The sequence below is a fragment of the Enterobacter sp. BIDMC92 genome, assembly GCF_001030225.1.
Lineage (GTDB): Bacteria > Pseudomonadota > Gammaproteobacteria > Enterobacterales > Enterobacteriaceae > Enterobacter > Enterobacter sichuanensis.
The window spans coordinates 2037757-2062094 of the sequence record NZ_KQ087598.1 but is presented as its reverse complement, the minus strand read 5'-3'; the positions used below and the strand labels follow the sequence as shown (position 1 = coordinate 2062094).

The following is a 24338-nucleotide window of genomic DNA, read 5'->3' as shown; positions in this document are numbered from 1 at the left end:
GCCATGTTAAAAACGATGCAAAAGCACGGCGTCACGCTGGCTGTCTTCGCCGCGGTCCTGACAGGGCTGACGGCGCTGGTTAACGCTCTGACCAAAACCACGATCGAAGAGCAGGCGTCGAAGCAGCAAAAAGCGTTGTTCGATCAGGTGATCCCGTCAGATTTCTATGATAATGACCTGCAAAAAAGCTGCTTTGTGGTAGACGCGCCGCAGCTGGGGAAAGGCCCACATCGCCTCTTTATTGCCCGCAAAGGGGATAAACCGGTAGGCGCGGTGATGGAAGCGACGGCACCTGACGGCTATTCCGGTGCCATTCAGCTGCTTGTGGGCAGCGATTTCTCCGGCACGATACTGGGCACCCGCGTCACGGAACATCATGAAACGCCGGGTCTTGGCGATAAGATTGAAACCCGTCTGAGCGACTGGATTTTGCACTTTGCTGGTAAAGTGATCCATGGCGAAGAGGATACCGCGTTTGCGGTGAAGAAAGATGGCGGTGAGTTCGACCAGTTCACCGGCGCGACCATCACGCCGCGTGCCGTGGTGAACGCTGTAAAACGAGCCGGGCTGTATGCTGAAACGCTGCCCGCGCAAATCAACAATCTTCCGGCCTGTGAGGAGTAATCATGAGCCAGGTTAAAGAGGTTATTGTCCAGGGGTTGTGGAAGAACAACTCCGCGCTGGTACAGCTTCTGGGGATGTGTCCGCTGCTGGCGGTGACATCCACCGCCACCAACGCGCTCGGTCTGGGTCTGGCGACCACGCTGGTGCTGACCCTGACCAACCTCTCCATCTCTGCCCTGCGCCGCTGGACGCCGTCGGAAATTCGTATTCCGATCTACGTCATGATCATTGCGTCGGTGGTCAGTATCGTCCAGATGCTGATTAACGCTTACGCGTTCGGTCTGTACCAGTCGCTTGGGATCTTTATTCCCCTGATCGTCACCAACTGTATCGTGGTCGGGCGTGCGGAAGCCTTTGCGGTGAAAAACAGCCCGGCCATGTCGGCGCTGGATGGTTTTTCCATTGGTATGGGCGCCACCTGCGCCATGTTCGTGCTGGGTTCGCTGCGTGAAATCCTCGGCAACGGTACGCTGTTTGACGGCGCGGACGCGCTGCTGGGCGGCTGGGCCAAAGCGCTGCGTATTGAAGTGTTCCACACCGATACGCCATTCCTGCTGGCGATGCTGCCGCCTGGCGCGTTTATTGGCCTCGGCATGATGCTGGCGGTAAAATACCTGATTGATGAGAAACGTAAGCGCCGCGCGGCTGAGCGTAGCGTTCTGGAAGGGACACCCGAGAAGGCCTCATGAATAAAGAAAAGCGCATTGCGATCCTGACCCGTCTGCGGGACGAGAACCCGCACCCGACGACGGAGCTGAACTTTACCTCCCCGTTTGAGCTGCTGATCGCCGTGCTGCTTTCTGCACAGGCTACCGACGTGAGCGTCAATAAAGCCACCGCCCTGCTCTATCCGGTCGCCAACACGCCGAAGGCCATGCTTGAGCTGGGTGTGGAAGGCGTGAAGTCCTATATCAAAACCATCGGCCTGTTTAACAGCAAAGCCGAGAATGTGATTAAGACCTGCCGGATCCTGCTCGAACAGCACGGTGGTGAAGTACCGGAGGACCGCGCCGCGCTGGAGGCGTTACCGGGCGTCGGTCGTAAAACGGCGAACGTGGTGCTGAACACCGCGTTTGGCTGGCCTACTATCGCCGTGGATACGCATATTTTCCGCGTGTCGAACCGGACCAACTTTGCCCCGGGTAAAAATGTCGAACAGGTCGAAGAGAAGCTGTTAAAAGTGGTACCTGCCGAATTTAAGGTTGATTGTCATCACTGGCTGATCCTGCACGGCCGTTACACGTGTATTGCCCGTAAGCCTCGCTGCGGCTCCTGCATTATTGAAGATCTCTGCGAATACAAAGAAAAAGTCTATCCCTGAGCACTCAACCCCTTAGCAAAAGAAGGGCTATCAAGCGCTCTTCTTTTGGCCGTTTTTTGTCCGCCTTTTGTTTCACCTCACTTGTCACTTATTCGGTTCTTTAACGCTCAAACAGGTTAATACTTTTTTCATAGCCAAAAATTTCTATACATCTGTGATCACGATCACCCTGATAACTTCATGTTGATTTTTTGTTGTTAAAATCCGCCTAAACCCTTTGTGGCATAAGATATCTCTTGCCTCAAACCGAACATAAGACCAGCTATTTTTCAGAATATGGGCTATATCACTGCATCAAGCGGCAAATAGCAGAAGATATCGCCAAAAGCCTGTCAGAGTCGGTGATTGCCAGTCGAAAAAACTACCTTTCCTCACTGTATGAAATTTAACGCTAAATAACATTTGTATGAACCGAAGATTATACCACCCCAGATATATGTAACAGATTATTACAAACATATTGCCAGACGGGTCAGGATAGTGAACATTACCCGCCGTTTCTCCTCCCAATATAACTATAAGGCGGATGGACTACGGCCATCACGCTATGCACACCCCCCGTTAATATGGGATGTAAAAAAAGAGGTATATGTGTCGACTGCAAACAATAAACCAACAGATGAAAGCGTGAGTCTTAACGCTTTTAAACAACCTAAAGCGTTCTATCTCATCTTCTCTATCGAGTTGTGGGAGCGTTTTGGTTATTACGGCCTGCAAGGGATCATGGCGGTTTACCTGGTAAAACAGCTGGGTATGTCCGAAGCCGATTCCATCACGCTGTTCTCTTCCTTCAGTGCTCTGGTATACGGCCTGGTCGCTATCGGCGGCTGGCTGGGTGATAAAGTTCTCGGTACTAAACGTGTCATCATGCTGGGCGCCATCGTCCTGGCGATTGGCTATGGTCTGGTTGCATGGTCAGGGCACGATGCCGCTGTCGTGTATATGGGTATGGCGACGATTGCCGTCGGTAACGGTCTGTTCAAAGCGAACCCGTCCTCCCTGCTCTCTACCTGCTACAGCAAAGACGATCCGCGTCTGGACGGTGCATTTACCATGTACTACATGTCCATCAACATCGGTTCGTTCTTCTCAATGCTGGCCACCCCATGGCTTGCAGCAAAATTCGGCTGGAGCGTGGCGTTTGCGCTGAGCTTCGTCGGTATGCTGATCACCGTGGTGAACTTCCTGTTCTGCCGCAGCTGGGTTAAAAACTACGGTTCAAAACCGGACTTCGAGCCTGTGCATATGGGCAAACTGCTGGCGACCATTGTGGGCGTGGTGATCCTCGCCACGATCGCCACCTGGCTGCTGCACAACCAGGGTATCGCGCGTGCGGTTCTGGGCGTGGTCGCGCTGGGTATCGTGGTGATCTTTGCGAAAGAAGCATTCGCCATGCAGGGTGCTGCCCGTCGTAAGATGATCGTGGCATTCATCCTGATGCTGGAAGCGATTATCTTCTTCGTTCTGTACAGCCAGATGCCAACTTCTCTGAACTTCTTCGCGATTCGTAACGTTGAGCACTCTATTCTGGGCATCGCGTTTGAGCCGGAGCAGTATCAGGCACTGAACCCGTTCTGGATCATGATTGGTAGCCCGATTCTGGCCGCGATCTATAACAAGATGGGTGACCGTCTGCCAATGCCGCACAAGTTCGCTATCGGTATGGTGCTGTGCTCCGGCGCGTTCCTGGTGCTGCCGCTGGGTACCAAATTTGCTACCGACGCAGGTATCGTGTCCGTTAACTGGCTGATCCTGAGCTACGCGCTGCAGTCTATCGGCGAACTGATGATCTCCGGTCTGGGTCTGGCAATGGTTGCTCAACTGGTGCCACAGCGCCTGATGGGCTTCATCATGGGTAGCTGGTTCCTGACTACCGCGGGTGCGGCAATCATCGCAGGTAAGATTGCGAACCTGATGGCGGTACCGGAAAACGTCACGGACCCACTGGTCTCTCTGAACGTCTACGGTACCGTATTCATGCAGATTGGTATCGCGACGGCGGTGATTGCGGCGCTGATGCTGCTGACCGCACCGAAACTGAATCGTATGACTCAGGACGATAATAAGACCGCTGAAGCGACCAAAACCGCTACCGCGTAATGTGATTGAGAAACGATGAGCCGCTAATCTATTAGCGGCTTTTTTTTTATCTGTTCGCGCACTAACATAGCTGAAACCTCAGCAAAAAGGAGTTACCGATGAAACTGTTCTACAAACCGGGCGCGTGCTCTCTTGCTTCGCATATCACGCTGCGCGAGAGCGGCAAAGATTTCACGCTGGATGGTGTGGATCTGATGAAAAAACGTCTGGAAAACGGCGATGATTTTCTGGCCATTAACCCGAAGGGACAAGTTCCGGCACTCTTGCTGGATGACGGTACTCTGCTGACCGAAGGCGTAGCGATTATGCAGTTCCTGGCCGACAGCGTGCCCGATCGCCAGCTGCTGGCCCCGGTCAGCACCATTTCGCGCTACAAGACGCTGGAATGGCTGAACTACATTGCCACCGAGCTGCACAAAGGCTTTACACCCCTGTTCCGCCCGGATACGCCGGAAGAGTTTAAACCGACCCTGCGCGCCCTGCTGGAGAAAAAGCTGCAGTACGTCAACGAATCGCTGAAAGACGAACAGTGGATTGGCGGGTCGCGTTTCACCATTGCCGATGCGTATCTCTTTACCGTACTGCGCTGGGCGCGCGCGGTTAAGCTGAATCTGGAAGGGTTAGACCATATCGCATCGTATATGAAACGCGTGGCGGAGCGTCCTGCGGTGGCTGCGGCGCTGAAAGCGGAAGGTTTGAGTTAACCGAGCGGTCTGTTTTGCCGGGTGGCGCTGCGCTTACCCGGCCTACCAATAAATTGCACAATACCTCTCAGACCCGTGCAAGCGCAGCGCCTCCCGGCATCGTTCAGAGCCGCGTCGCGCTGAAATAGTGCTCCGGCTTCGCAATACGATCCTGCGCGGCAACTACCTGCAGTTCATACTCCTGCATCGCTTTCGTCGCCATCATAATTTCGTATACTGCCGCCGTAACATGCTCCAGCGCATCCTGCAGCGCGGCTCCCTGCAGCAATTTCACCAACAACAGACCGCTGGTGACATCTCCAACCCCTACCGGCTGGCGCTGACCAAAATCCACCAGCGGACGGCTGATGTGCCAGGCGTCATCTTTCGTGACCAGCAGCATCTCAAAACGGTCCTGGCTTAGCCCTGCGCGCGCCAGGTGTTTTACCAGCACAACTTCAGGCCCCTGAGCTATCAGCTCGCGGGACGCGCTTACTGCCTCTTTTACGCTATTCACCGGATGCTCGCAAAGGATCTCCAGCTCAACCAGGTTTGGCGCAATGATATCGCTGGCGGGCAGCGCATGGCGGACGTGAAACTCTGCCACCCCTGGCGCCACAATACAGCCCTTCTCCGGATGCCCCATGACAGGATCGCAGAAGTATTTAGCCGCCGGGTTTGCCGCTTTCACCTGACGCACGATGCCGAGAATATGTTCCCCCTGCTCCGCTGACCCAAGATAACCGCTCAGTACGGCGTCACAGCGCTTGAGCTGGTCGATATCGGCAATGCCCTGCACAACGTCGGTGAGGTGCGAAGGTGGCATCACGCAGCCGGTCCATTTGCCGTACTGCGTGTGGTTAGAGAACTGAACGGTATTGAGGGGCCAGACGTTGACGCCGAGGCGGCGCATCGGGAATTCCGCTGCGCTGTTGCCAGCATGTCCAAAAACAACGTGGGACTGAATGGCGAGGATGTTCTTCATTATATGCTTACCAAACCCTGAAAAAACAAAAGGGGCGTGGTTTCCCACGCCCCTGGAGACTGTGACTTATTTCCAGCAGACAAGACAGTAGTTTTTCTTACCGCGACGCAGCAGCGTGTAGCGGCCATACAGGCGGTCACCGTCGACGAACGTGTATTCCGGGTCGGCCTGTTTCTCACCGTTGATGGTGATCGCGTTAGAGGCGATGGTTTTACGTGCCTGACCGCGTGAAGGCTGCAGTTCAGAGTCCACCAGCGCCTGCATCAGGTCAGCCCCTTTCTCCATCTCAACCATTGGCACGCCGTCCTGGGCCAGCTGTTCGAAGTCCGCTTCGCTCAGATCGCTCAGGGTACCGTTGAACAGGCTGGCAGTAATGCGTTTTGCCGCGGCCAGACCCTCTTCACCGTGCACCAGTTTGGTCACTTCATCCGCCAGCACGTACTGCGCACGTGGCGCTTTACCGCTGTTCTTGTCTTCTTCTTCCAGCGCATTGATCTCAGCAATGTCCATGAAGGTGAAGAACTTAAGGAAGCGGTAAACATCGGCATCCGCTGTGTTGATCCAGAACTGGTAGAATTTGTACGGGCTGGTTTTCTTCGGATCAAGCCATACCGCGCCGCCTTCCGTTTTACCGAATTTGGTACCGTCGGCTTTGGTGATCAGTGGAACGGTCAGACCGAATACCTGGTTCTGATGCAGGCGACGGGTTAGATCGATACCGGAGGTGATGTTACCCCACTGGTCAGAACCACCAATCTGCAGGGAAACGCCGTGCAGTTTGTTCAGGCAAGCAAAGTCATAGCCCTGCAGCAGGTTGTACGAAAACTCGGTAAAGGAGATACCCTGGTCGTCACGGTTCAGACGCTGCTTCACGGCTTCTTTGTTAATCATCTGGTTAACAGAGAAATGTTTGCCGATGTCACGCAGGAAGGTCAGCACGTTCATGCTGCCAAACCAGTCGTAGTTGTTCGCGGCAATCGCGGCGTTATCACCACAGTCGAAGTCGAGGAACGGTGCAACCTGTTTGCGGATCTTACCCACCCACTCCTGCACGGTATCTTCGGTATTCAGTTTACGCTCAGCGGCTTTAAAGCTTGGGTCGCCAATCAGACCGGTCGCGCCGCCCACCAGGGCAACAGGCTTATGGCCTGCCATCTGGAAGCGTTTCAGGCATAACAATGGAACAAGATGCCCCAAATGCAAGCTGTCAGCGGTGGGATCAAAGCCGCAATAGAGCGCGATCGGGCCTTGCGCCAGTCGCTCTGCTAACGCTTCCTCGTCCGTCACCTGGGCCACGAGGCCCCGCTCTTGCAATTGTTTAATCAAGTTACTGCTTGCCATCAAATTCTCCATGTATAAACGACTGCACCTTTGCCGGTACACGACTTTTCGCCTGATGCGAAAGGAACATAGAATAAAGCGCAAGCGCGGTGTGCGCTAGCGCTTAAATCAACAAATTTCGGGGATTAGGGTGCCAGTCTGTCGATTTTCCAGCCGCCCTCTTCGCGCTGGTACAAAAAGCGGTCGTGAAGGCGATGTTCGCCCCCTTGCCAGAACTCAATCTGCTCAATGGGGATACGGAAACCGCCCCAGAAGCTGGGCAGTGGGATTTCACCCTGCTGGAACTTCTGTTTCAGCTCCAGGAACTTGCTTTCCAGCACCCCACGGGCAGAGATGCGGCTGGACTGTTTTGATACCCAGGCGCCAATCTGGCTGTCACGCGGACGGCTGTGGAAGTACTTCACCACCTCCAGCGTGGAGAGGCGTTCCGCTTTGCCGGTCACCATCACCTGACGTTCCAGCATATGCCAGGGGAACAGGAGACTAATACGCGGATTGTTTTCTAAGTGGTGCGCTTTACGGCTACCCAGGTTGGTATAGAACACCAGCCCTTTCTCGTCATAATGCTTGAGCAATACGATGCGCTGATACGGTTGCCCGTTTTCATCAACCGTCGCGACAACCATGGCCGTTGGGTCGGCAAGTTTCGCTTCGCAGGCCTGTTTCAGCCAGCGTTCAAAAAGCACAAGGGGTTCAGCGGGAAGATCCTGGCGACGCAGGCCGCCTTTGGTGTATTCACGGCGCAGATGCGCAATTTGCTGCAGTTCGTCGTTATCTGACATGGCGTTAGCTAACATTGAGATTGGGTGGCGCTATTGTGCGCCGCCCCTGTAAAAATCTCAACGCTTCGGATTTTCGAGCTGGCAGTTGTTCAGCACAATTCGGTCGCGTTTGTAGACCGTGGCGCTGCCACCTTTCGACCAGAAGACATAAATACCGTCGGTATAACGCGCGCCGGAGGCCGAGATACCCTGCTTCAGCGTCAGCAACTTATTGTCGTAAACAAAACTGGCTTCCTGGCGGGGATTATTGAGCTTCACGGTCAGCGGTTTTTCGTCGCAGCGATACTCCAGCGTATCGGTCTGCATGCGCTCAAGGAGCTGGTTATAGACGCTGCATCCTGACAGCAATAAAGGCGCGGCAATAAGAAGAACTTTTTTCATGGGCGTATTCCGAAGACTTTCCTGGTCCTGGAGGGCATGCTTGCCCTCCTGTTTCATTCCATTGTAACGACGGGACGCAGCGCTGAATTTCAGTTAACTCTGATTATGATGCGGATTCGCCGGGAAAATCGCCCCCAGCACGCTGGCTTCGCGCGCCCCGGTCACCGACGGTAAATTACCCGGCAGTCCGGCAACGGTGCGCCAGGCAAGCCAGGCGAAGGCCAGGGCTTCCATATCATCGCCACTGATGCCCGCCGCATCGGTTGTCGTCACTTCGGTACCCGGCAGCAGCCCGGCCAGACGCGCCATCACCAGCGGGTTGCGGCTTCCACCGCCGCACACCAGCAGGCGTTCGCATCCGCCGCTGAGCAATACCTGTTCGGAGACCGACACGGCCGTAAGCTCGGCGAGCGTCGCCTGAACATCCTGTGGTGCGAGCGCCGGGAAGGAGGTCAACTGGCGTTCAAGCCAGCCGAAGTTGAAGTATTCTCGCCCGGTGCTTTTCGGCGCCGGTAAGGCAAAATAAGGATCGCTCAACATGGATTGCAGCAGCGGGATAATCACTTTCCCCTCGCTCGCCCACTCTGCGTTTTTATCATACGGTTGTCCGCACTGCCGCCAGATCCAGGCATCCATTAACATGTTGCCCGGGCCGGTGTCGTAACCGCGAACAGGCTGCCCCGGGATCAACATCGAGAGATTGGCAATCCCGCCAATGTTGAGCACCATACGCCTTTCTGACGGATGGGCCAGTAACGCCTGGTGGAACGCGGGCACCAGCGGTGCCCCCTGGCCGCCAAGCGCAATATCACGACGGCGAAAATCCCCCACTACCGTTACACCCGTTTTCGCCACAATCTGGTTGTTATCGCCGATTTGCAAAGTGTGTGGCGCGTCTCCGCCCGGCTCGTGCCAGACCGTTTGTCCATGACACCCAATGGCTACCACATCCTGCGGACGAAGATGTTCTTTTTGCATCAAAGCCAGCACCGCATCCGCAAACAGCGCCCCCAGACGGACGTCGAGTTGTCCAAGCTGGGAGAGGGTCAGTTGCTGGCCCTGACAGATACTCAGGATATCCTCTTTCAGTGAAAGGGGGATTGGCCAGGTCAGGCTCGCCTGCTGCGCCACCATGTTTTCATCAATGGCGGCCAGAACGACATCTACCCCATCCAGACTGGTACCAGACATCACACCAATGTAGCGACCCGATTTCATGCGCTTTCCTTACGTTGCGTGGGCTAAGGTTACCCACTCAACCATAAACGGCGTTGCTTTGCCATCCGGGGATAATATTTTTTAACAATGTCAGACGGCTAACACGCGCGGATCCTGTTTATGTCTCGTTAAGTCAAATTCAAGTACAATTTTCCTATTGTTAGTGCAAAGATATGAACGATGGCCCCTTATGCCATATAATTTAGCCATAACGGATGCCCGGAATGGGGCGTTTTTGGTGAACAGGAGATTCAAATGATTTTACGTGTACTGGGCGTTTCGCTGATTGGTTTAACTCTGGCTGGCTGTGTGAACGACAGTTCACTTTCTGGCGACGTTTACAGCGCTTCTGAAGCGAAACAGGTTCAGAACGTGACTTACGGTACCGTTGTTAACGCACGTCCTGTACAGATCCAGGGTGGTGATGAAAACAACGTGATGGGCGCAATCGGCGGTGCCGTACTGGGTGGTTTCCTGGGAAATACCGTCGGCGGCGGTACTGGCCGCTCTCTGGCGACAGCCGCAGGTGCCGTTGCAGGTGGCGTGGCAGGCCAGGGCGTTCAGGGTGCGATGAATAAATCTCAGGGCGTAGAGCTGGAAATTCGTAAAGACGATGGCAGCACGATCATGGTTGTGCAGAAACAAGGCAACACCCGCTTCTCAGCAGGCCAGCGTGTTGTACTGGCCAGCAACGGTAGCCAGGTGACCGTTTCCCCACGTTAAATAAAAATGGATGTGGCCCCTGGGCCACATCCATTTACAATATATATCATTTGCGTGAATATATTTACAAATTACATTAATTCACTCTATCAATTAATCTGACCTAAATTGTTTCTGCGCAAAGTATTTATCGCATTAATTAGTTAGACTCTTCGCAATTACCTCTCCCTTACTCATGATAATTTTGTTAAAACTTATATGGTTGCGAATCGTCTTTCAGTAAAAGGTCGTTATATCTCGTTCTGTTTCGGTTGCATTATTGTCACCGGTATATTACAAACGCTATTTTCAAAACTCGTTGAATGGGTGCCTTCCTTTTCACCGCTGTTGTTCCCGACCCTCACCATTTTCTTGCTGGTGTTTCATCTTTTTATTGCCTGTTTTATGGCGATGAAATACTGGTGTGACAGGCGACGCTTATATCTGATCGCGTTTGCTTTCGCTTTCGCCGGATCGGCATCGTTGATGATCGGAACGCTGACCAGCTTTCCCGCCTGGCTGGATCTTTATCAGTTCAACGTCGTGAACTACAACGATGCGATGATTTATTACATGTTCCGTCATCTCTTAATGGCGGTATTGATTATCGTCGCGGCAATACTCTATACCACGCGCAATCACCCCCTTTCGCGGATGGCGCATATCGCTATTGTCAGTAGTGCCTTTCTCTTTACCGCCGTTATGGTGCTGCTGGCATGGATCTATTCCAGTCATTCACCATTGTTATCTATTGACCTGGTTGATAATGAAACCCGTCAGTTTATGGTGCTCTGGAGCCACTGCATTAATATTTTATTAATTGTCGTTTGGGTCGTAACATTAGCCACACTGATGTTTGTTACCCGCGTGCGTAATTTATTCTGGGTGGGAGGTAATTTTCTTTGCGTCTGCTATATCGTCACGCTTGCAATGCTGTTAGCGGGTGGGCATGCCGAAGATATCTCCTGGTATCGCGCCCGGTTATTTGAAACTATCGCCACGCTACTGATTATTTTTGTTCTGCTTTACGATGTATTCAGGCTGTATCGTGACTCGCACGTCAAGTATCAACAGTCGTATCAGAACTCGATTCGCGACCCGCTCACCCGACTTTATAATCGCAGTTATTTTTATGAATCGTTAAATCAGGCACTGGAAATCACCAAAACTAGCCGTCCTGTTTCCGTTATCGTCAGCGATCTCGATCGCTTCAAGCGTATCAACGACACCTACGGGCATCTTCAGGGCGACAAAGTTCTGCAGTTCGTCGCCAACCTGCTGATGGACTCCGTGCGCCCACAGGACATTGCCGCCCGTATCGGCGGAGAAGAGTTTGTTCTGATGCTGGCCAACACCTCATCAGAGGCGGCATACCAGGTGGCTGAACGCATCCGGTTAAAGCTCAGCAGCTTTGATAAAACCAGCAGCGGCGGTCAGCTACCGGAACCGATTACCATCAGTATGGGGGTATTTACGGCAACGTCACCGGCGATAACCGCAGAAACCTGCGTGGAAAGCGCCGACAAAGCGATGTATGAAGCGAAAGAGACGGGTCGTAATCGGGTGGTGGTTTTTAAGTAAGAAAAAGGCCTTGCGCGTGCAAGGCCTTGTTGGATGTCAGTCGCGTGACTGCAATTCATGGATGTTTTGCTCAAGGCGTGCAATGAGGCTGATGAGCATTTCCAGCTCCGCCGGTGAAACGCCTGAGAGGATTTCACCGCGGGTCTTGGTGATCACGGCTTCCATCTCAGTGATGATGGGCGCCGCTTTCTCTGTGAGTTTAATCCGCTTAGCGCGACGATCGCTGGCGCAGGTTTGTCGGGAGATCAGTCCCTTCTCTTCCAGCTGATCAAGTGTGCGCACCAGCGACGGTTGCTCAATGCCGATCGCTTTTGCCAGTTGAATTTGTGACTGATCGGGCGGCAGCTGATGAATATTGTGCAGCGTGACCCAATGCGTCTGTGTTAATTCCAGAGGTTTCAGGCGATGGTCAATCAGAGCACGCCAGACGCGTACCAACCTTGCCAGATCAGAACCTAATGGCGATTCCAATTTCATCTCCTTATAATTAGCTTGCTAAGTTATTATACTGATTTTAGAATAGTGTGCAGCATTTGTATTGCCAAAACAAATGCAATACTGCATTCATCGAACTTAAAAGTATGACTTACACTGAATTGTGATGCTTCCTCTTACTCAGACAAGCCAACGCGGCATTCTGTTCACTGCAAAGGATCTCTGCCCGTGACGTTTTTTCATCGCTCGGAGGGTTTACCCCTTCAGGACCTGATTTTCGGTGCGTCAGTCTACTTTCCTCCCCTGTTTAAAGCCGTTCTGGTGGGCTTTATGCTCTGGCTCATCGCACATCGTCTGCTTCGCGACTGGATGTACTCCGGCGAAATCTGGCATCCCATGTTGATGGATCTCTCCCTGTTTGCCCTCTCCGTATGTCTGGGCCTTGCTGTCTTGCTGGTGTGGTGACTATACCTATGAAAACGCTTAAATACTTTTCCACGCTGTTTGTTCTTGCCCTCGCGCTGGTGGCGGGCTGGTGGTTGTGGAATTTTTATATGCAGTCGCCCTGGACGCGAGACGGAAAAATTCGCGCTGAACAGGTCAGCATCACGCCTCAGGTGTCGGGGAGCATCACGACGCTGCGGGTTAAGGATAACCAGTACGTGAAAAAGGGAGAGGTGTTATTCCGGATCGACGATACCCCTTACCACATTGCCATTCTGAATGCCGAAGCGCAGCTGGCAAAAGCCCAGTCTGATCTGGCAAAAGCCAATAACGAGGCTAACCGTCGGCGGCATTTATCGCAAAATTACATCTCAGCGGAAGACTTAGACACTGCGAATATCAACGTGAAGGCCATGCAGGCGAACGTCAGGGTTGCCGAAGCCACGCTTAAACAGGCCCAGTGGGCGTTGACCCAAACGGTTATAACCGCACCCGTTGATGGATGGGTGACCAATCTTTCCGCCCGTGTGGGCAATTATGCCACCACCGGACAACCCGTTTTCGCCCTCGTCGACAGCCACTCCTTCTACGTTGTGGGCTATTTTGAAGAGACCAAACTGCGTCATATCCGCGCGGGTTCGCCTGCCACGATAACGCTTTATAGCAGCTCGCAGAAGTTACAGGGTCACGTATCCAGCATTGGCCGGGCCATTTACGATCAAAGCGTGGAAACGGATTCAGGGCTGGTACCAGACATTAAGCCAAACGTGCCGTGGGTGCGCCTGGCCCAGCGCGTACCGGTTCGCGTGGAGTTTGACCGTTTACCGCAGGACATCACGCTGGTATCCGGCACGACCTGCACTGTCTCTATCGGAAACCGTTAATGAAGCTGCCGGTTTTCGCCTGGCAAAACACGCCGTGGATGAAAGCGACACGTCCCCAGTGGCGCTACGCGCTGCGTAACGGCATTGCCATGTGTCTTGCGCTGTCCGTCGCCTACTATCTGAATCTGGATGAACCTTACTGGGCAATGACCTCTGCGGCGGTGGTCAGTTTCCCCACCGTCGGCGGGGTGATCAGCAAAAGCCTTGGCCGTATCGCAGGCAGCCTGCTGGGCGCCACTGCGGCGTTAATTATCGCAGGCCATACGCTGAACGATCCCTGGCTGTTCTTACTGAGCATGGCGGCGTGGCTGGGATGTTGCACCTGGGCCTGCGCCCATTTTACCAATAACGTCGCCTACGCGTTTCAGCTGGCAGGCTATACCGCTGCCATCATTGCCTTTCCGGTGGTAAACGTGCTCGACACCACTGAGCTGTGGGATATTGCTCAGGCACGCGTCTGCGAAGTGATTGTCGGGATCCTCAGTGGCGACTTCATGATGATGATCCTGCCCAGCACCTCCGACGGCACCGCGCTCATCACCGCGCTGAAAACCATGCACACCCGATTGCTGGAGCATGCGAGCCTGCTGTGGCAGCCGGAAACCAGCGATGATATTCGTCTCGCCCATGAAAAGGTTATTGGGCAGATCCTGACGATGAACCTGCTGCGTATTCAGGCGTTCTGGAGCCACTACCGCTTTCGCCGTCAGAACACGCTGCTAAATTATTTACTGCATCAGCAGTTACGGATGACCAGCGCGATCTCCAGCCTGCGCCGGATGCTGCTCAACTGGCCATCGCCACCAGATAACACCCGGGCCGTGATTGAAACACTACTCGCGGTCCTTGCGCGACCGGATGCAGACATCTACACGGTCGCACGGATCATCGCCCCGCTCGCTCCGGTTGATGAGTACGACTACCGCCATCGCGCCTTCTGGCAGCGTCTGAATTACTTTTGTCGGCTTTACCTGCGCAGCAGTCGCTGGATTAAGGCGGTCGAGAATGCGACTCCACTGACAGAATTCAACGTCCCCGGCAGCCCGGCCCTCGCAAGGCATACCGACTATCTGGAAGCGCTGTGGAGCGGTTTTCGCACCTTCTGTGCGCTGATGCTGGTCGGCGCGTGGAGCATCACCACGCAGTGGGAATCCGGTACGGCGGCCCTGACGCTTGCCGCCATCAGCTGTGTGCTCTACTCCGTCGCGGCCTCGCCGTTCAACTCCCTGACGCTTCTGCTGCGCACGCTGGTGCTGCTGTCCTTGTTCAGTTTTGTGGTGAAATTTGGCCTGATGGTGCAGGTAAGCGATCTGTGGCAGTTCCTGCTGTTCCTGTTCCCATTGTTAACGACCATGCAGCTTATGAAGCTGCAAATGCCAAAACTGGCCGGTCTCTGGGGACAGCTGATTGTCTTTATGGGATCGTTTATCTCGGTCACGAATCCGCCGGTTTATGATTACGCCGACTTTCTTAATGACAATCTGGCGAAGATCCTGGGCGTGGGGCTGGCCTGGCTGGCATTCGCCGTGTTGCGTCCCGGCTCCGATGCACGCAAGAGCCGCCGGCACATCCGGGAGCTACGCCGGGGCTTTGTCGACCAGCTCAGCCGTAAACCGCATCTGCGTGAAAGTGAGTATGAATCGCTGGTTTATCACCACGTCAGCCAGCTGAATAACAGCCAGGATGCGCTTTCCCGACGCTGGCTGTTGCGCTGGGGCGTGGTGCTGTTGAACTGTTCACACGTGGTCTGGCAGCTTCGGGCATGGGAAACGCGTTCCGATCCACTGTCGCAGGTTCGTGATGTGTGCATCTCCCTGCTGCGCGATGTCATGAGTGAACGCGGGGTCCAGCAGCGGCCGCTGGAAGCCACGCTGAATGAACTGCAGCGGATCTGCGATACCCTGGCGCGACATCACCTCCCCGCAGCCCGTGATTTGGCCTCAATAATCTGGCGGCTGCACTGCTCGCTGTCACAACTGGAACAGGCACCGCCACCAGGCACAATTGGGGATCAGATCACCCCGCAGGCATAGCGTGCCCCACCGCCGCCAAGCGGTTTAGGCTGATCGGACATATTGTCGCCGCCGACGTGGATCATCAGCGCTTTGCCTTTCACCTCATCCAGCTTTTTCAGACGCGGGGCGACAACGGGCTCTGTGGCTTTACCGTCGTTATTCACCACCAGCACGGGCAAATCGCCCAGATGTCCCATACCTTCCGGGCCTTCATGCTTGCCAGAGTGCTGCGGGTCAAGGTGGCCGCCTGCCGCTTCCGCCGCCGACGGTTTCCCCTCTTTTAACGCGGGCTGACAGCTGCCTTTGGCATGAACATGAAAACCATGTTCGCCGGGAGGGAGTGGTTTAAGGTTCGGGGCGAACTCCAGTCCTTTATCGGTTTCAGTGATTTTCACCGTTCCGATGGACTGACCCACACCCTGAGAGGTGACGAGATTCATTTCCACTTCGTCGCTGGCTGCCTGCGCCCCTGCGCAAACAACCAGCGTGACCAGTGCCAGAGCAAAACGCTTCATATGACCTCCGCTGGTTATTTTTTGCCCCTTAAGTGTATACCAGAGGCAAAGATTTCACCGGAAAGTCAGCTTCTGGCGGATTAAGGCACGTCGTAACCCAGCGCGGCCTTGCGTATGCGGAACCACTGCTGACGGGTCATCTGCAGCGCTTCCGCCCCCAGCGCAGCACGCACGCGCTCGATTTTGCCGGAACCAATGATTGGCAGTGGTTTTGACGGTAGACGCAAGATCCACGCGTAAACCACCTGTTCAATGCTCCCGGCGTTCAGTTCGCGGGCGACAGTTTCCAGCTCGTTGCGCAGCGGCTGGAATTCATCATCATTGAACAGGCGCCCGCCCCCCAGGCACGACCAGGCCATCGGGCGAATGCGCAGCTGCTGGAGCTGATCGAGCGTCCCGTCCAGCAGCAGCGGCTGGTGTACCGGGGAGATCTCAACCTGGTTGGTGGCCAGGGTAAACGGCAGGCGAGACTGAAGCAGTGCAAACTGCGCCGGGGTAAAGTTTGAGACGCCGAAGTGACGCACTTTGCCGCTCTGATGCAGGTTCAGGAAGGCTTCTGCCACCTCATCGGCATCCATAAGCGGGTCCGGGCGGTGAATGAGCAGCAGGTCGATGCGATCGGTTGCCAGGTTGACCAGCGACTGCTCAGCGCTCTTGATAATGTGCGCGCTGTCGGTGATGTAATGCCCAAGGGCGTGTTCCGGTTTCGCCGTGGTGGCAATCCCACACTTCGTGACGATCTCCATGCGATCCCGGAGTGCGGGTACCAGCTTAAGCGCCTCGCCAAACGCGGCTTCACACTGGTAGCCACCGTAAATATCCGCATGATCGACCGTGGTGACGCCCAGATCGATATGCTCTTCAATAAAGCTCGCCAGCTGGAGGGGGGACATATTCCAGTCCATCAGGCGCCAGTAGCCCATCACAAAACGGGAGAATTCTGGCCCCTGGGGGGCAAGGGTAATTCGCTGAACCATAACATTTTCCTCAAGGATGTAATGTCATGAGTATACGCAATTACCGTGTTAAAAAAGTGAAGGTTGCTGGGGTTCTTCGGTCTCAGCGGCTTTGTTTGCGCGTATTTTGCGCAGAAGACGCTGTCGACAAAGTCGCAGCACCTCCTGCTTTTGCGTGTCGCTGAAGTTTTGCCAGTTAAAACGTTCATCACGGGTGCGCATGCACCCGCGGCAATATCCGCGTTCATCTACCTGACAAATCCCCCGGCACGGGCTCTGGATAGGGAAAAACTCCAGTTGCTCTGCCACACTCACCTCCGTAATACCGCTCTCATCTACAGTGAAGACGTTAAACACGCCACGTGCAAGCGCTTTACCACAGATTTGTGGCATTAAGGTTTCACTAATCTTCACTCTCTATACTCGCCCCATCATGACAATGACAGGTTTCCCGTTCGATGTGGTTAATGAAAAAGTTACAATGTAACGACATAAAATTTACTCTGGGCTGTGCACTCTTCTTTACGCTGATTAATGGGCTGTTTATCCAGCGCAGCTGGGCGATTATCGCCCCTGCTCATCTGCATGACGTTCTCTTTGCCGCGTCCGTACCGCTGGTGCTGTTTTGCGGCTGGGTGATTGTCTTTAGCCTGCTCAATATTCCGTTTATCCGTAAGCCGCTGCTGATCGTGTTAACGATGGGTTGTGCGGCAGCGACCTATTTCATGTACACCTACGGCGCGGTGATCGATCAGAACATGATTGTGAACGTGTTCGAAACCAACTCTCAGGAAGCCACCGCGCTGGTCACGCCGCAAATGATTTTGTGGATTGTCATTGCCGGCCTCGTTCCTTCCGTGGTGCTGGCGTTGACCCGCATTCATACCGGGAAATGGTGGTATGCTCTGCTGACACGCGTTGCCGCACTGCTCGGCGCCCTGCTGGTCATTATTCTGGTTGCCGCGGTGTTTTATAAAGATTACGCGTCGCTGTTTCGCAATAACAAAAGCATCGTCAAAATGGTGACCCCGGCGAACTATGTCAGCGCCATGGTGAAGTACAGCAAAATGCGCTGGTTTGCAGGCGATCAAACGCTGGTGCGGATTGGCGAAGATGCGCATAAGGGCCCACTGATTGCAGGCCAACAGAAGAAAACGGTTCTGGTGCTGGTCGTCGGCGAGGCTTCTCGCGCGGCGAACTACTCCCTGAACGGTTACGGACGTGAAACCAATCCGGAGCTGAAAAAGCAGGATATCATTAACTTCCCGCAGGCCACCTCCTGCGGCACTGAAACCGCCGTTTCCGTTCCCTGCATGTTCTCCGGCATGACGCGCAGCAAATACGATGCCGACCTCGCGCATCATCAGGAAGGGCTGCTCGACGTGCTTAAACATGCGGGTATTAACCTGCTGTGGCGCGACAACGACGGCGGCTGTAAAGGTGCCTGCGATCGCGTGCCCCATACCGACATGACGCAATGGAAGCTGGATCAGTTCTGTAAAGACAAATCCTGCCTCGACGATGTCAATTTCTACCGTCTGGACAACGTGCTGGACGGCCTGAAGCAGGACACGGTGCTGGTTATCCATCTGATGGGCAGCCACGGCCCGGCGTACTACCGCCGCTATCCGGATAATTTCCGTAAGTTCACCCCTACCTGCGACACCAATGAAATTCAGGATTGCGATCACCAGGCGCTGATGAACACCTATGACAACACCATTCTGTATACCGACAGCGTGGTCAGCAAAACCGTCGATGCGCTGAAAGCGCGCCAGGGGAGCATGAACACTGCGCTGATCTACCTCTCGGATCACGGGGAATCCCTGGGTGAAAGCGGTATTTATCTGCACGGTACACCGTATATGCTGGCACCGGAGCAGCAAACGCACATTCCGTTTATGTTCTGGCTTTCCCCGGACTATGCGAAGAACTTTGGCATTAACGAACAGTGTTTACGTGACCATGCAGCAAAAAATGCGGTTTCCCAGGACAATTTGTTCTCAACCGTACTGGGTATGATGGACGTGAAATCAAAGGTTTATCAACAGCAGCTGGATATTTTGAACGCATGTCGGCAGTAAACCCGCTTGCATTAGACCGAACGGTCTATTAGAGTGCGCTCATGAGCAGACATACTGAACACGATACCCGCGAACATTTACTGGCCACCGGCGAGCGACTTTGTATGCATCGCGGGTTTACCGGGATGGGGTTGAGCGAGCTGTTAAAAACCGCTGAGGTACCGAAAGGGTCGTTTTATCACTACTTTCGGTCCAAAGAGGCCTTTGGCGTGGCGATGCTTGAGCGTCATTACGCGGGCTACCACCAGCGCCTGGCAACCCACTTTGCCTCGGGCGAAGGTAACTATCGCGATCGTGTTCTGAACTACTATCAGGAAACGCTGAACCAGTTCTGTCAGCAGGGCATTATCAGCGGATGTCTGACGGTAAAACTGTCTGCCGAAGTGTGCGATCTCTCTGAAGATATGCGCGCGGCGATGGATAAAGGGGCCAGCGGCGTGATCGCCCTGCTGGCCCAGGCGCTGGAAAAAGGCCGTAATGAGAAAACGCTGGCCTTTTCCGGCGAGCCTCTCACCCAGGCGCAGGTGTTATACGCGCTCTGGTTAGGGGCTAACCTGCAGGCAAAAATTTCGCGCAGTGCCGTGCCGCTGGAAAGCGCCCTGGCACATGTGAAAAGCAGCATTACTGCGCCTGGCATTTAACGGGCGTTTTTATTTATTTCATTACTAGTCGACTGGTCTACTCAGGAGTCTCTATGTCAGCTGAAAAACTGTTTACCCCCTTAAAAGTGGGTGCTGTTACGGCGCCAAACCGCGTGTTCATGGCTCCGCTTACCCGTCTGCGCAGTATTGAGCCGGGTGATATCCCCACGCCACTGATGGGTGAATACTATCGTCAGCGCGCAAGCTCTGGCCTGATCATCACCGAAGCCACGCAGATTTCTGCTCAGGCCAAAGGTTATGCCGGTGCGCCAGGGCTTCACAGCCCGGAACAGATCGCGGCATGGCAGAAAATCACCGCGGGCGTTCACGCTGAAGAAGGGCGCATTGCGGTTCAGCTGTGGCATACCGGCCGTATCTCCCATAGCAGCATCCAGCCTGGCGGACAGGCGCCGGTCTCCGCGTCGGCCCTGAGCGCCAATACCCGGACCTCCCTGCGTGATGAAAACGGTAATGCGATCCGTGTGGATACCTCAATGCCACGCGCCCTTGAGCTGGAGGAGATCCCGGGCATCGTGAACGACTTCCGTCAGGCGGTGGCCAACGCGCGTGAAGCGGGTTTTGACCTGATTGAACTGCACTCCGCCCATGGCTATCTGCTGCACCAGTTCCTGTCACCGTCTTCTAACCACCGCACCGACCAGTACGGCGGCAGCGTTGAAAATCGTGCCCGTCTGGTACTGGAAGTAGTGGATGCGGTATGTAAAGAGTGGAGCCCGGACCGTATCGGGATCCGTGTCTCCCCAATCGGTTCTTTCCAGAACGTTGATAACGGCCCGAATGAAGAAGCCGACGCGCTCTATCTGATTGAAGAGCTGGCGAAACGCGGTATAGCTTACCTGCACATGTCCGAACCGGACTGGGCCGGCGGTAAGCCTTACACTGAAGCCTTCCGCCAGAAAGTGCGCGAACGCTTCCACGGTGTGATCATCGGTGCAGGGGCCTATACGCCTGAGAAAGCCGAAGATCTGATCAATAAAGGTCTGATCGATGCCGTCGCGTTTGGTCGCGATTACATTGCCAACCCGGATCTGGTTGCCCGTCTGCAGCAGAAAGCAGCACTCAACCCGCAGCGCCCGGAAAGCTTCTACGGCGGCGGCGCGGAAGGCTACACCGACTACCCTTCCCTGTAATCTCACCATTGTTGATTGATAGCGGCGACCTTTCGCCGCTATACTAAAACATCGTTTCTGTTCAAAAAAAACAGTCTATTCCACAGGTTAATGAGGAAATTATGCGCCTACTTCACACCATGCTGCGCGTTGGCGATCTGCAACGTTCTATTGATTTCTACACTAACGTACTGGGTATGAAACTGCTGCGCACCAGCGAAAACCCGGAATACAAATACTCGCTGGCGTTTGTGGGTTACGGCCCGGAAACGGATGAAGCGGTTATCGAACTGACCTATAACTGGGGCGTAGACAGCTATGAGCTGGGCACGGCCTATGGTCATATCGCACTGGAAGTGGACAACGCGGCCGAAGCCTGTGAACGCATTCGCAGCAACGGCGGTAACGTCACGCGCGAAGCGGGCCCGGTAAAAGGCGGCACCACCGTGATTGCGTTTGTGGAAGATCCGGACGGTTACAAAATCGAGCTGATTGAAGCCAAAGACGCCGGTCGCGGTCTGGGCAACTGATCCCTCAGGGCGCAACATGCGCCCGTAGTTTTACTGCATCCCCTGCCAAAATTTGCCATAATGCGCACTGCTTTTTTCCCCATGTAAGAGACCCTGATGTCCGATAACGCTCAATTTAGCGGTCTGTGCGACCGTTTTCGTGGTTTTTATCCCGTTGTCATTGATGTAGAAACAGCCGGATTTAACGCTAAAACCGATGCGCTGCTCGAGATTGCCGCCATCACGCTGAAGATGGATGAACAGGGCTGGCTTACACCAGACACCACGCTGCATTTCCACGTAGAGCCTTTCGAAGGGGCAAATTTACAGCCGGAAGCACTGGCGTTTAACGGTATCGATCCGCATAACCCATTGCGCGGTGCCGTCAGTGAATATGATGCGCTGCACGCCATATTCAAAATGGTGCGTAAAGGCATGAAAGAGAGCAACTGCAGCCGCGCCATCATGGTGGCGCACAACGCCACCTTCGATCACAGCTTTACCATGGCCGCCGCGGAACGTGCTTCGCTCAAACGAAACCCTTTCCATCCCTTTGTGACCTTCGACACCGCCGCACTGAGCGGCCTGGCGTTGGGACAAACGGTGTTATCAAAGGCCTGTATCACGGCAGGTATAGCATTTGACGGCACGCAGGCCCATTCCGCTCTGTATGACACGGAGCGCACCGCAGAATTGTTCTGTGAGATCGTCAACCGCTGGAAGCGTTTGGGCGGCTGGCCGCTGCCGATGGGCGACAGCGAAGAATAAAAAAAAGCGACCTCTTAAGGTCGCTTTTTTATTTGCGCAGAAAATTACTCCGCGTCAGGCTCTTCAGTTTTGTACTTAGCCGCCGTCTCTTTGATCAGCTGCTGCAGTTCGCCGCGCTGATACATTTCGATCAGGATATCGCAACCGCCAACCAGTTCACCATCTACCCACAGCTGCGGGAAAGTCGGCCAGTTAGCGTATTTTGGCAGCTCAGCGCGGATGTCCGGGTTCTGCAGGATATCAACGTAAGCAAAACGCTCACCACAGGCGGACAGCGCCTGAACCGCTTGCGCGGAGAAGCCGCAGCTTGGCAGCTTCGGAGAACCTTTCATATACAGCAGAATCGGGTTTTCAGCGATCTGGCGCTGGATTTTTTCAATAGTGGTGCTCATGTCTTGCTTCCTTAAACTTCTGTTACGGCATTCGTCTGACATTGTAGCGGGTCAGACTGGCATCGGAAAATAACATTTTTGTCACGTTTATATATTCTACCCTGAGTCACGAAAAGTTGCATTGCAAATGGTGTTTACCCCTTCGGCTGTCAGGGTTTTGCTTAGGGGACGGACAAATGTGCGACAGAACGATGAATTTTTTTGCACTTGCTAACGAAACAGGCCTGGAGAGTGAAAAATGCTATTAACATTCTCTGTTTTTATGGATTAGAATCGACGGGCTTTGTAAATCACACGCGGGTATTATTGATGACCTGCATATATCAGGGGACTGCCCAGTGGCGCGGATAAATAAAATCTCGATCACGCTCTGTGCTTTACTGTTTACATCACTCACTTTCACGCCAGTGGCAAACGCCTCTCAACAGGCGCGGCATTCTGCTGTACAAAAAAACCATCTGGTGAAAACCACAGAACGTAAGAAAAAAACCACCGCTAAGAACGACAAGAAAAAAACACCGACTCACACGAAACAGACCGCTTCCAGCAAGACGAAAACAACCTCTTCCCGCACTGCCCGCACCCCCCGCACCGCCAAAAGTAAAGCCTCACAGACCGCCGCTAACCTCGTGACTGAAAAGTGCATCACGCGTAAAGGCCACAAAGCGAAATGTACAAAGGTCACGAAATTAGCGGAAGTGCATAAAGTGCGTGTTCAGAAAGCGCAAAAAACCGCAATGAACAAACTGATGGGTCAAATTGGCAAACCTTATCGCTGGGGTGGCACGTCGCCACGTACCGGTTTTGACTGCAGCGGCCTCGTCTATTACGCCTATAAAGATCTGGTCAAGTTCCGTATTCCCCGTACCGCCAATGAGATGTACCACCTGCGCGATGCCTCCCCGGTTAACCGTGGTGAGCTGGAAAACGGCGATCTGGTGTTCTTCCGCACTCAGGGCCGCGGCACCGCTGACCACGTCGGTGTTTATGTTGGCAACGGCAAATTCATCCAGTCGCCGCGTAGTGGCCAGGATATTCAGATCACCTCTCTCAGTGAAGACTACTGGGTTCGCCACTACGTCGGCGCCCGTCGCGTCATGACGCCGAAAACCATTCGCTAACCCCTGCCCTGCCACATCTGTGGCAGGGTAAGTTCCTCTTTTGCATAGCCTTTCAATTTGCTATCCTGTCCCTGTTGTCTGTGTGGTTATTGGCAACGCAAAATACAATAAGGAGAGAAGCAATGTCGTTCGAATTACCTGCACTACCGTATGCAAAAGACGCCCTGGCACCGCACATTTCTGCGGAAACCCTGGAATATCACTACGGCAAACATCACCAGACCTACGTCACCAACCTGAACAATCTGATCAAGGGCACCGAATACGAAGGCAAAACGCTGGAGGAGATTGTCCGCAGCTCAGAGGGTGGCGTATTTAACAACGCGGCCCAGGTGTGGAACCACACCTTCTACTGGCACTGCCTGGCGCCGAATGCTGGTGGCGAACCCGCTGGTGAACTGGCAGCCGCCATTAACGCCGCTTTCGGCAGCTTTGCAGATTTCAAAGCGAAGTTCACCGATGCCGCCATCAAGAACTTCGGCTCTGGCTGGACGTGGCTGGTCAAAGAGGCTGATGGCAAACTGGCTATCGTTTCCACCTCTAACGCGGGCACTCCGCTGACCACCAGCGCTAAACCGCTGATGACCGTGGACGTCTGGGAACACGCTTACTACATTGATTACCGTAACGCGCGTCCGAACTACCTGGAGCACTTCTGGGCACTGGTTAACTGGGAGTTTGTGGCGAAGAACTTCGCCGCGTAAGCAAGACGCAGAAGGGGCTCCC

The 24338-nt window shown here is 54.2% G+C and carries 27 protein-coding genes; 17 read left to right on the top strand and 10 right to left on the bottom strand.

The features are described from left to right. Window positions 1-3: 3 nt before the first annotated feature. From rsxG to gstA, 5 genes are all read left to right on the top strand, one after another. On the top strand, window positions 4-624 hold the full coding sequence (gene rsxG / locus SP99_RS09590) for an electron transport complex subunit RsxG (protein WP_047958396.1): 621 nt from the start codon (window positions 4-6) through the stop codon (window positions 622-624). Window positions 625-626: 2 nt separating this feature from the next. Then, complete coding sequence (locus SP99_RS09585; protein ID WP_025758357.1) at window positions 627-1313, top strand: electron transport complex subunit E; 687 nt, start codon at window positions 627-629, stop codon at window positions 1311-1313. After that, window positions 1310-1945, top strand: coding sequence for an endonuclease III (nth, locus tag SP99_RS09580; protein WP_008500570.1), 636 nt, complete (start codon window positions 1310-1312; stop codon window positions 1943-1945). The genes SP99_RS09585 and nth overlap by 4 nt, the downstream gene beginning before the upstream one ends. 591 nt (window positions 1946-2536) lie before the next feature. Next, window positions 2537-4045, top strand: a complete 1509-nt coding sequence (dtpA, locus tag SP99_RS09575) for a dipeptide/tripeptide permease DtpA (protein WP_047958395.1) — start codon at window positions 2537-2539, stop codon at window positions 4043-4045. Between the two features lie 98 nt (window positions 4046-4143). Then, window positions 4144-4749, top strand: coding sequence for a glutathione transferase GstA (gene gstA / locus SP99_RS09570; protein WP_025758353.1), 606 nt, complete (start codon window positions 4144-4146; stop codon window positions 4747-4749). A 103-nt stretch (window positions 4750-4852) separates the two neighbouring features. On the opposite strand, the gene pdxY is transcribed toward gstA, so the two are convergent. From pdxY to anmK, 5 genes are all read right to left on the bottom strand, one after another. Then, window positions 4853-5713, bottom strand: coding sequence for a pyridoxal kinase PdxY (gene pdxY, locus SP99_RS09565; protein WP_047958394.1), 861 nt, complete (start codon window positions 5711-5713; stop codon window positions 4853-4855). 66 nt (window positions 5714-5779) lie between these two features. Then, a complete protein-coding gene (gene tyrS, locus SP99_RS09560) occupies window positions 5780-7054 on the bottom strand; it encodes a tyrosine--tRNA ligase (protein ID WP_047958393.1) in 1275 nt (424 codons plus the stop codon). A gap of 125 nt (window positions 7055-7179) precedes the next feature. After that, on the bottom strand, window positions 7180-7836 hold the full coding sequence (gene pdxH, locus SP99_RS09555; RefSeq protein WP_025758349.1) for a pyridoxamine 5'-phosphate oxidase: 657 nt from the start codon (window positions 7834-7836) through the stop codon (window positions 7180-7182). Between the two features lie 57 nt (window positions 7837-7893). Further along, on the bottom strand, window positions 7894-8217 hold the full coding sequence (mliC, locus tag SP99_RS09550; protein ID WP_047958392.1) for a C-type lysozyme inhibitor: 324 nt from the start codon (window positions 8215-8217) through the stop codon (window positions 7894-7896). Between the two features lie 93 nt (window positions 8218-8310). Beyond that, a complete protein-coding gene (anmK, locus tag SP99_RS09545) occupies window positions 8311-9435 on the bottom strand; it encodes an anhydro-N-acetylmuramic acid kinase (protein ID WP_047958391.1) in 1125 nt (374 codons plus the stop codon). A 255-nt stretch (window positions 9436-9690) separates the two neighbouring features. On the opposite strand from anmK, the gene slyB reads away from it, so the two are divergent. After that, window positions 9691-10158: an outer membrane lipoprotein SlyB gene (gene slyB / locus SP99_RS09540; RefSeq protein ID WP_025758346.1), complete on the top strand. Its 468-nt coding sequence runs from the start codon at window positions 9691-9693 to the stop codon at window positions 10156-10158. Window positions 10159-10356: 198 nt separating this feature from the next. Next, window positions 10357-11718, top strand: coding sequence for a sensor domain-containing diguanylate cyclase (locus tag SP99_RS09535; protein WP_047958390.1), 1362 nt, complete (start codon window positions 10357-10359; stop codon window positions 11716-11718). 36 nt (window positions 11719-11754) lie between these two features. Here the strand turns inward: SP99_RS09535 and slyA are convergent, their stop codons facing one another. Further along, window positions 11755-12195 (bottom strand): transcriptional regulator SlyA, encoded by a 441-nt coding sequence (gene slyA / locus SP99_RS09530; protein ID WP_021241135.1) that lies wholly within the window; start codon window positions 12193-12195, stop codon window positions 11755-11757. 186 nt (window positions 12196-12381) lie between these two features. Here slyA and SP99_RS09525 point away from each other — a divergent pair, with 186 nt between their 5' ends. Genes SP99_RS09525 through SP99_RS09515 form a run of 3 tightly spaced genes read left to right on the top strand, consistent with a single transcriptional unit; the run spans window position 12382 to window position 15514 of the window. Next, the gene (locus SP99_RS09525; protein ID WP_025758344.1) at window positions 12382-12618 is read left to right on the top strand and encodes a DUF1656 domain-containing protein; all 237 of its coding nucleotides are present in this window, start codon (window positions 12382-12384) and stop codon (window positions 12616-12618) included. Window positions 12619-12620: 2 nt separating this feature from the next. After that, entirely contained in the window at window positions 12621-13481 is an 861-nt protein-coding gene (locus tag SP99_RS09520) for an efflux RND transporter periplasmic adaptor subunit (RefSeq protein WP_047959795.1), read from the top strand. Further along, entirely contained in the window at window positions 13481-15514 is a 2034-nt protein-coding gene (locus SP99_RS09515) for an FUSC family protein (RefSeq protein WP_047958389.1), read from the top strand. The genes SP99_RS09520 and SP99_RS09515 overlap by 1 nt, the downstream gene beginning before the upstream one ends. Here the strand turns inward: SP99_RS09515 and sodC are convergent. The 3 genes from sodC to SP99_RS09500 form a co-directional block, all read right to left on the bottom strand. Then, window positions 15493-16011 (bottom strand): superoxide dismutase [Cu-Zn] SodC, encoded by a 519-nt coding sequence (gene sodC / locus SP99_RS09510; RefSeq protein ID WP_047958388.1) that lies wholly within the window; start codon window positions 16009-16011, stop codon window positions 15493-15495. The two genes, SP99_RS09515 and sodC, sit on opposite strands and share 22 nt — an antisense overlap. Window positions 16012-16091: 80 nt before the next feature. Continuing rightward, a complete protein-coding gene (locus tag SP99_RS09505; RefSeq protein ID WP_045284923.1) occupies window positions 16092-16988 on the bottom strand; it encodes an aldo/keto reductase in 897 nt (298 codons plus the stop codon). A 48-nt stretch (window positions 16989-17036) separates the two neighbouring features. Beyond that, window positions 17037-17276, bottom strand: a complete 240-nt coding sequence (locus SP99_RS09500) for a DUF1289 domain-containing protein (RefSeq protein ID WP_014883562.1) — start codon at window positions 17274-17276, stop codon at window positions 17037-17039. A gap of 149 nt (window positions 17277-17425) precedes the next feature. On the opposite strand from SP99_RS09500, the gene eptA reads away from it, so the two are divergent. The 5 genes from eptA to rnt all read left to right on the top strand — a co-directional run bounded on the left by eptA (window position 17426) and on the right by rnt (window position 22099). Beyond that, window positions 17426-19051: a phosphoethanolamine transferase EptA gene (gene eptA / locus SP99_RS09495; protein ID WP_047958387.1), complete on the top strand. Its 1626-nt coding sequence runs from the start codon at window positions 17426-17428 to the stop codon at window positions 19049-19051. Between the two features lie 41 nt (window positions 19052-19092). Then, on the top strand, window positions 19093-19692 hold the full coding sequence (locus SP99_RS09490) for a TetR/AcrR family transcriptional regulator (RefSeq protein ID WP_047958386.1): 600 nt from the start codon (window positions 19093-19095) through the stop codon (window positions 19690-19692). Between the two features lie 53 nt (window positions 19693-19745). Beyond that, the gene (locus tag SP99_RS09485) at window positions 19746-20843 is read left to right on the top strand and encodes an alkene reductase (protein WP_047958385.1); all 1098 of its coding nucleotides are present in this window, start codon (window positions 19746-19748) and stop codon (window positions 20841-20843) included. Between the two features lie 101 nt (window positions 20844-20944). Next, window positions 20945-21352: a lactoylglutathione lyase gene (gene gloA, locus SP99_RS09480; RefSeq protein ID WP_013096923.1), complete on the top strand. Its 408-nt coding sequence runs from the start codon at window positions 20945-20947 to the stop codon at window positions 21350-21352. Window positions 21353-21448: 96 nt separating this feature from the next. Beyond that, window positions 21449-22099: a ribonuclease T gene (rnt, locus tag SP99_RS09475; RefSeq protein ID WP_045284926.1), complete on the top strand. Its 651-nt coding sequence runs from the start codon at window positions 21449-21451 to the stop codon at window positions 22097-22099. 44 nt (window positions 22100-22143) lie between these two features. Here rnt and grxD read toward each other — a convergent pair whose 3' ends face one another. Next, window positions 22144-22491, bottom strand: coding sequence for a monothiol glutaredoxin 4 (gene grxD, locus SP99_RS09470; RefSeq protein ID WP_003832760.1), 348 nt, complete (start codon window positions 22489-22491; stop codon window positions 22144-22146). A gap of 338 nt (window positions 22492-22829) precedes the next feature. Between grxD and SP99_RS09465 the strand changes: the two genes are divergently transcribed. Together SP99_RS09465 and sodB are read left to right on the top strand one after the other, a co-directional pair. Beyond that, window positions 22830-23612: a C40 family peptidase gene (locus tag SP99_RS09465; RefSeq protein WP_047958384.1), complete on the top strand. Its 783-nt coding sequence runs from the start codon at window positions 22830-22832 to the stop codon at window positions 23610-23612. Window positions 23613-23734: 122 nt separating this feature from the next. Then, the gene (gene sodB, locus SP99_RS09460) at window positions 23735-24316 is read left to right on the top strand and encodes a superoxide dismutase [Fe] (protein WP_047958383.1); all 582 of its coding nucleotides are present in this window, start codon (window positions 23735-23737) and stop codon (window positions 24314-24316) included. Window positions 24317-24338: the final 22 nt, after the last annotated feature.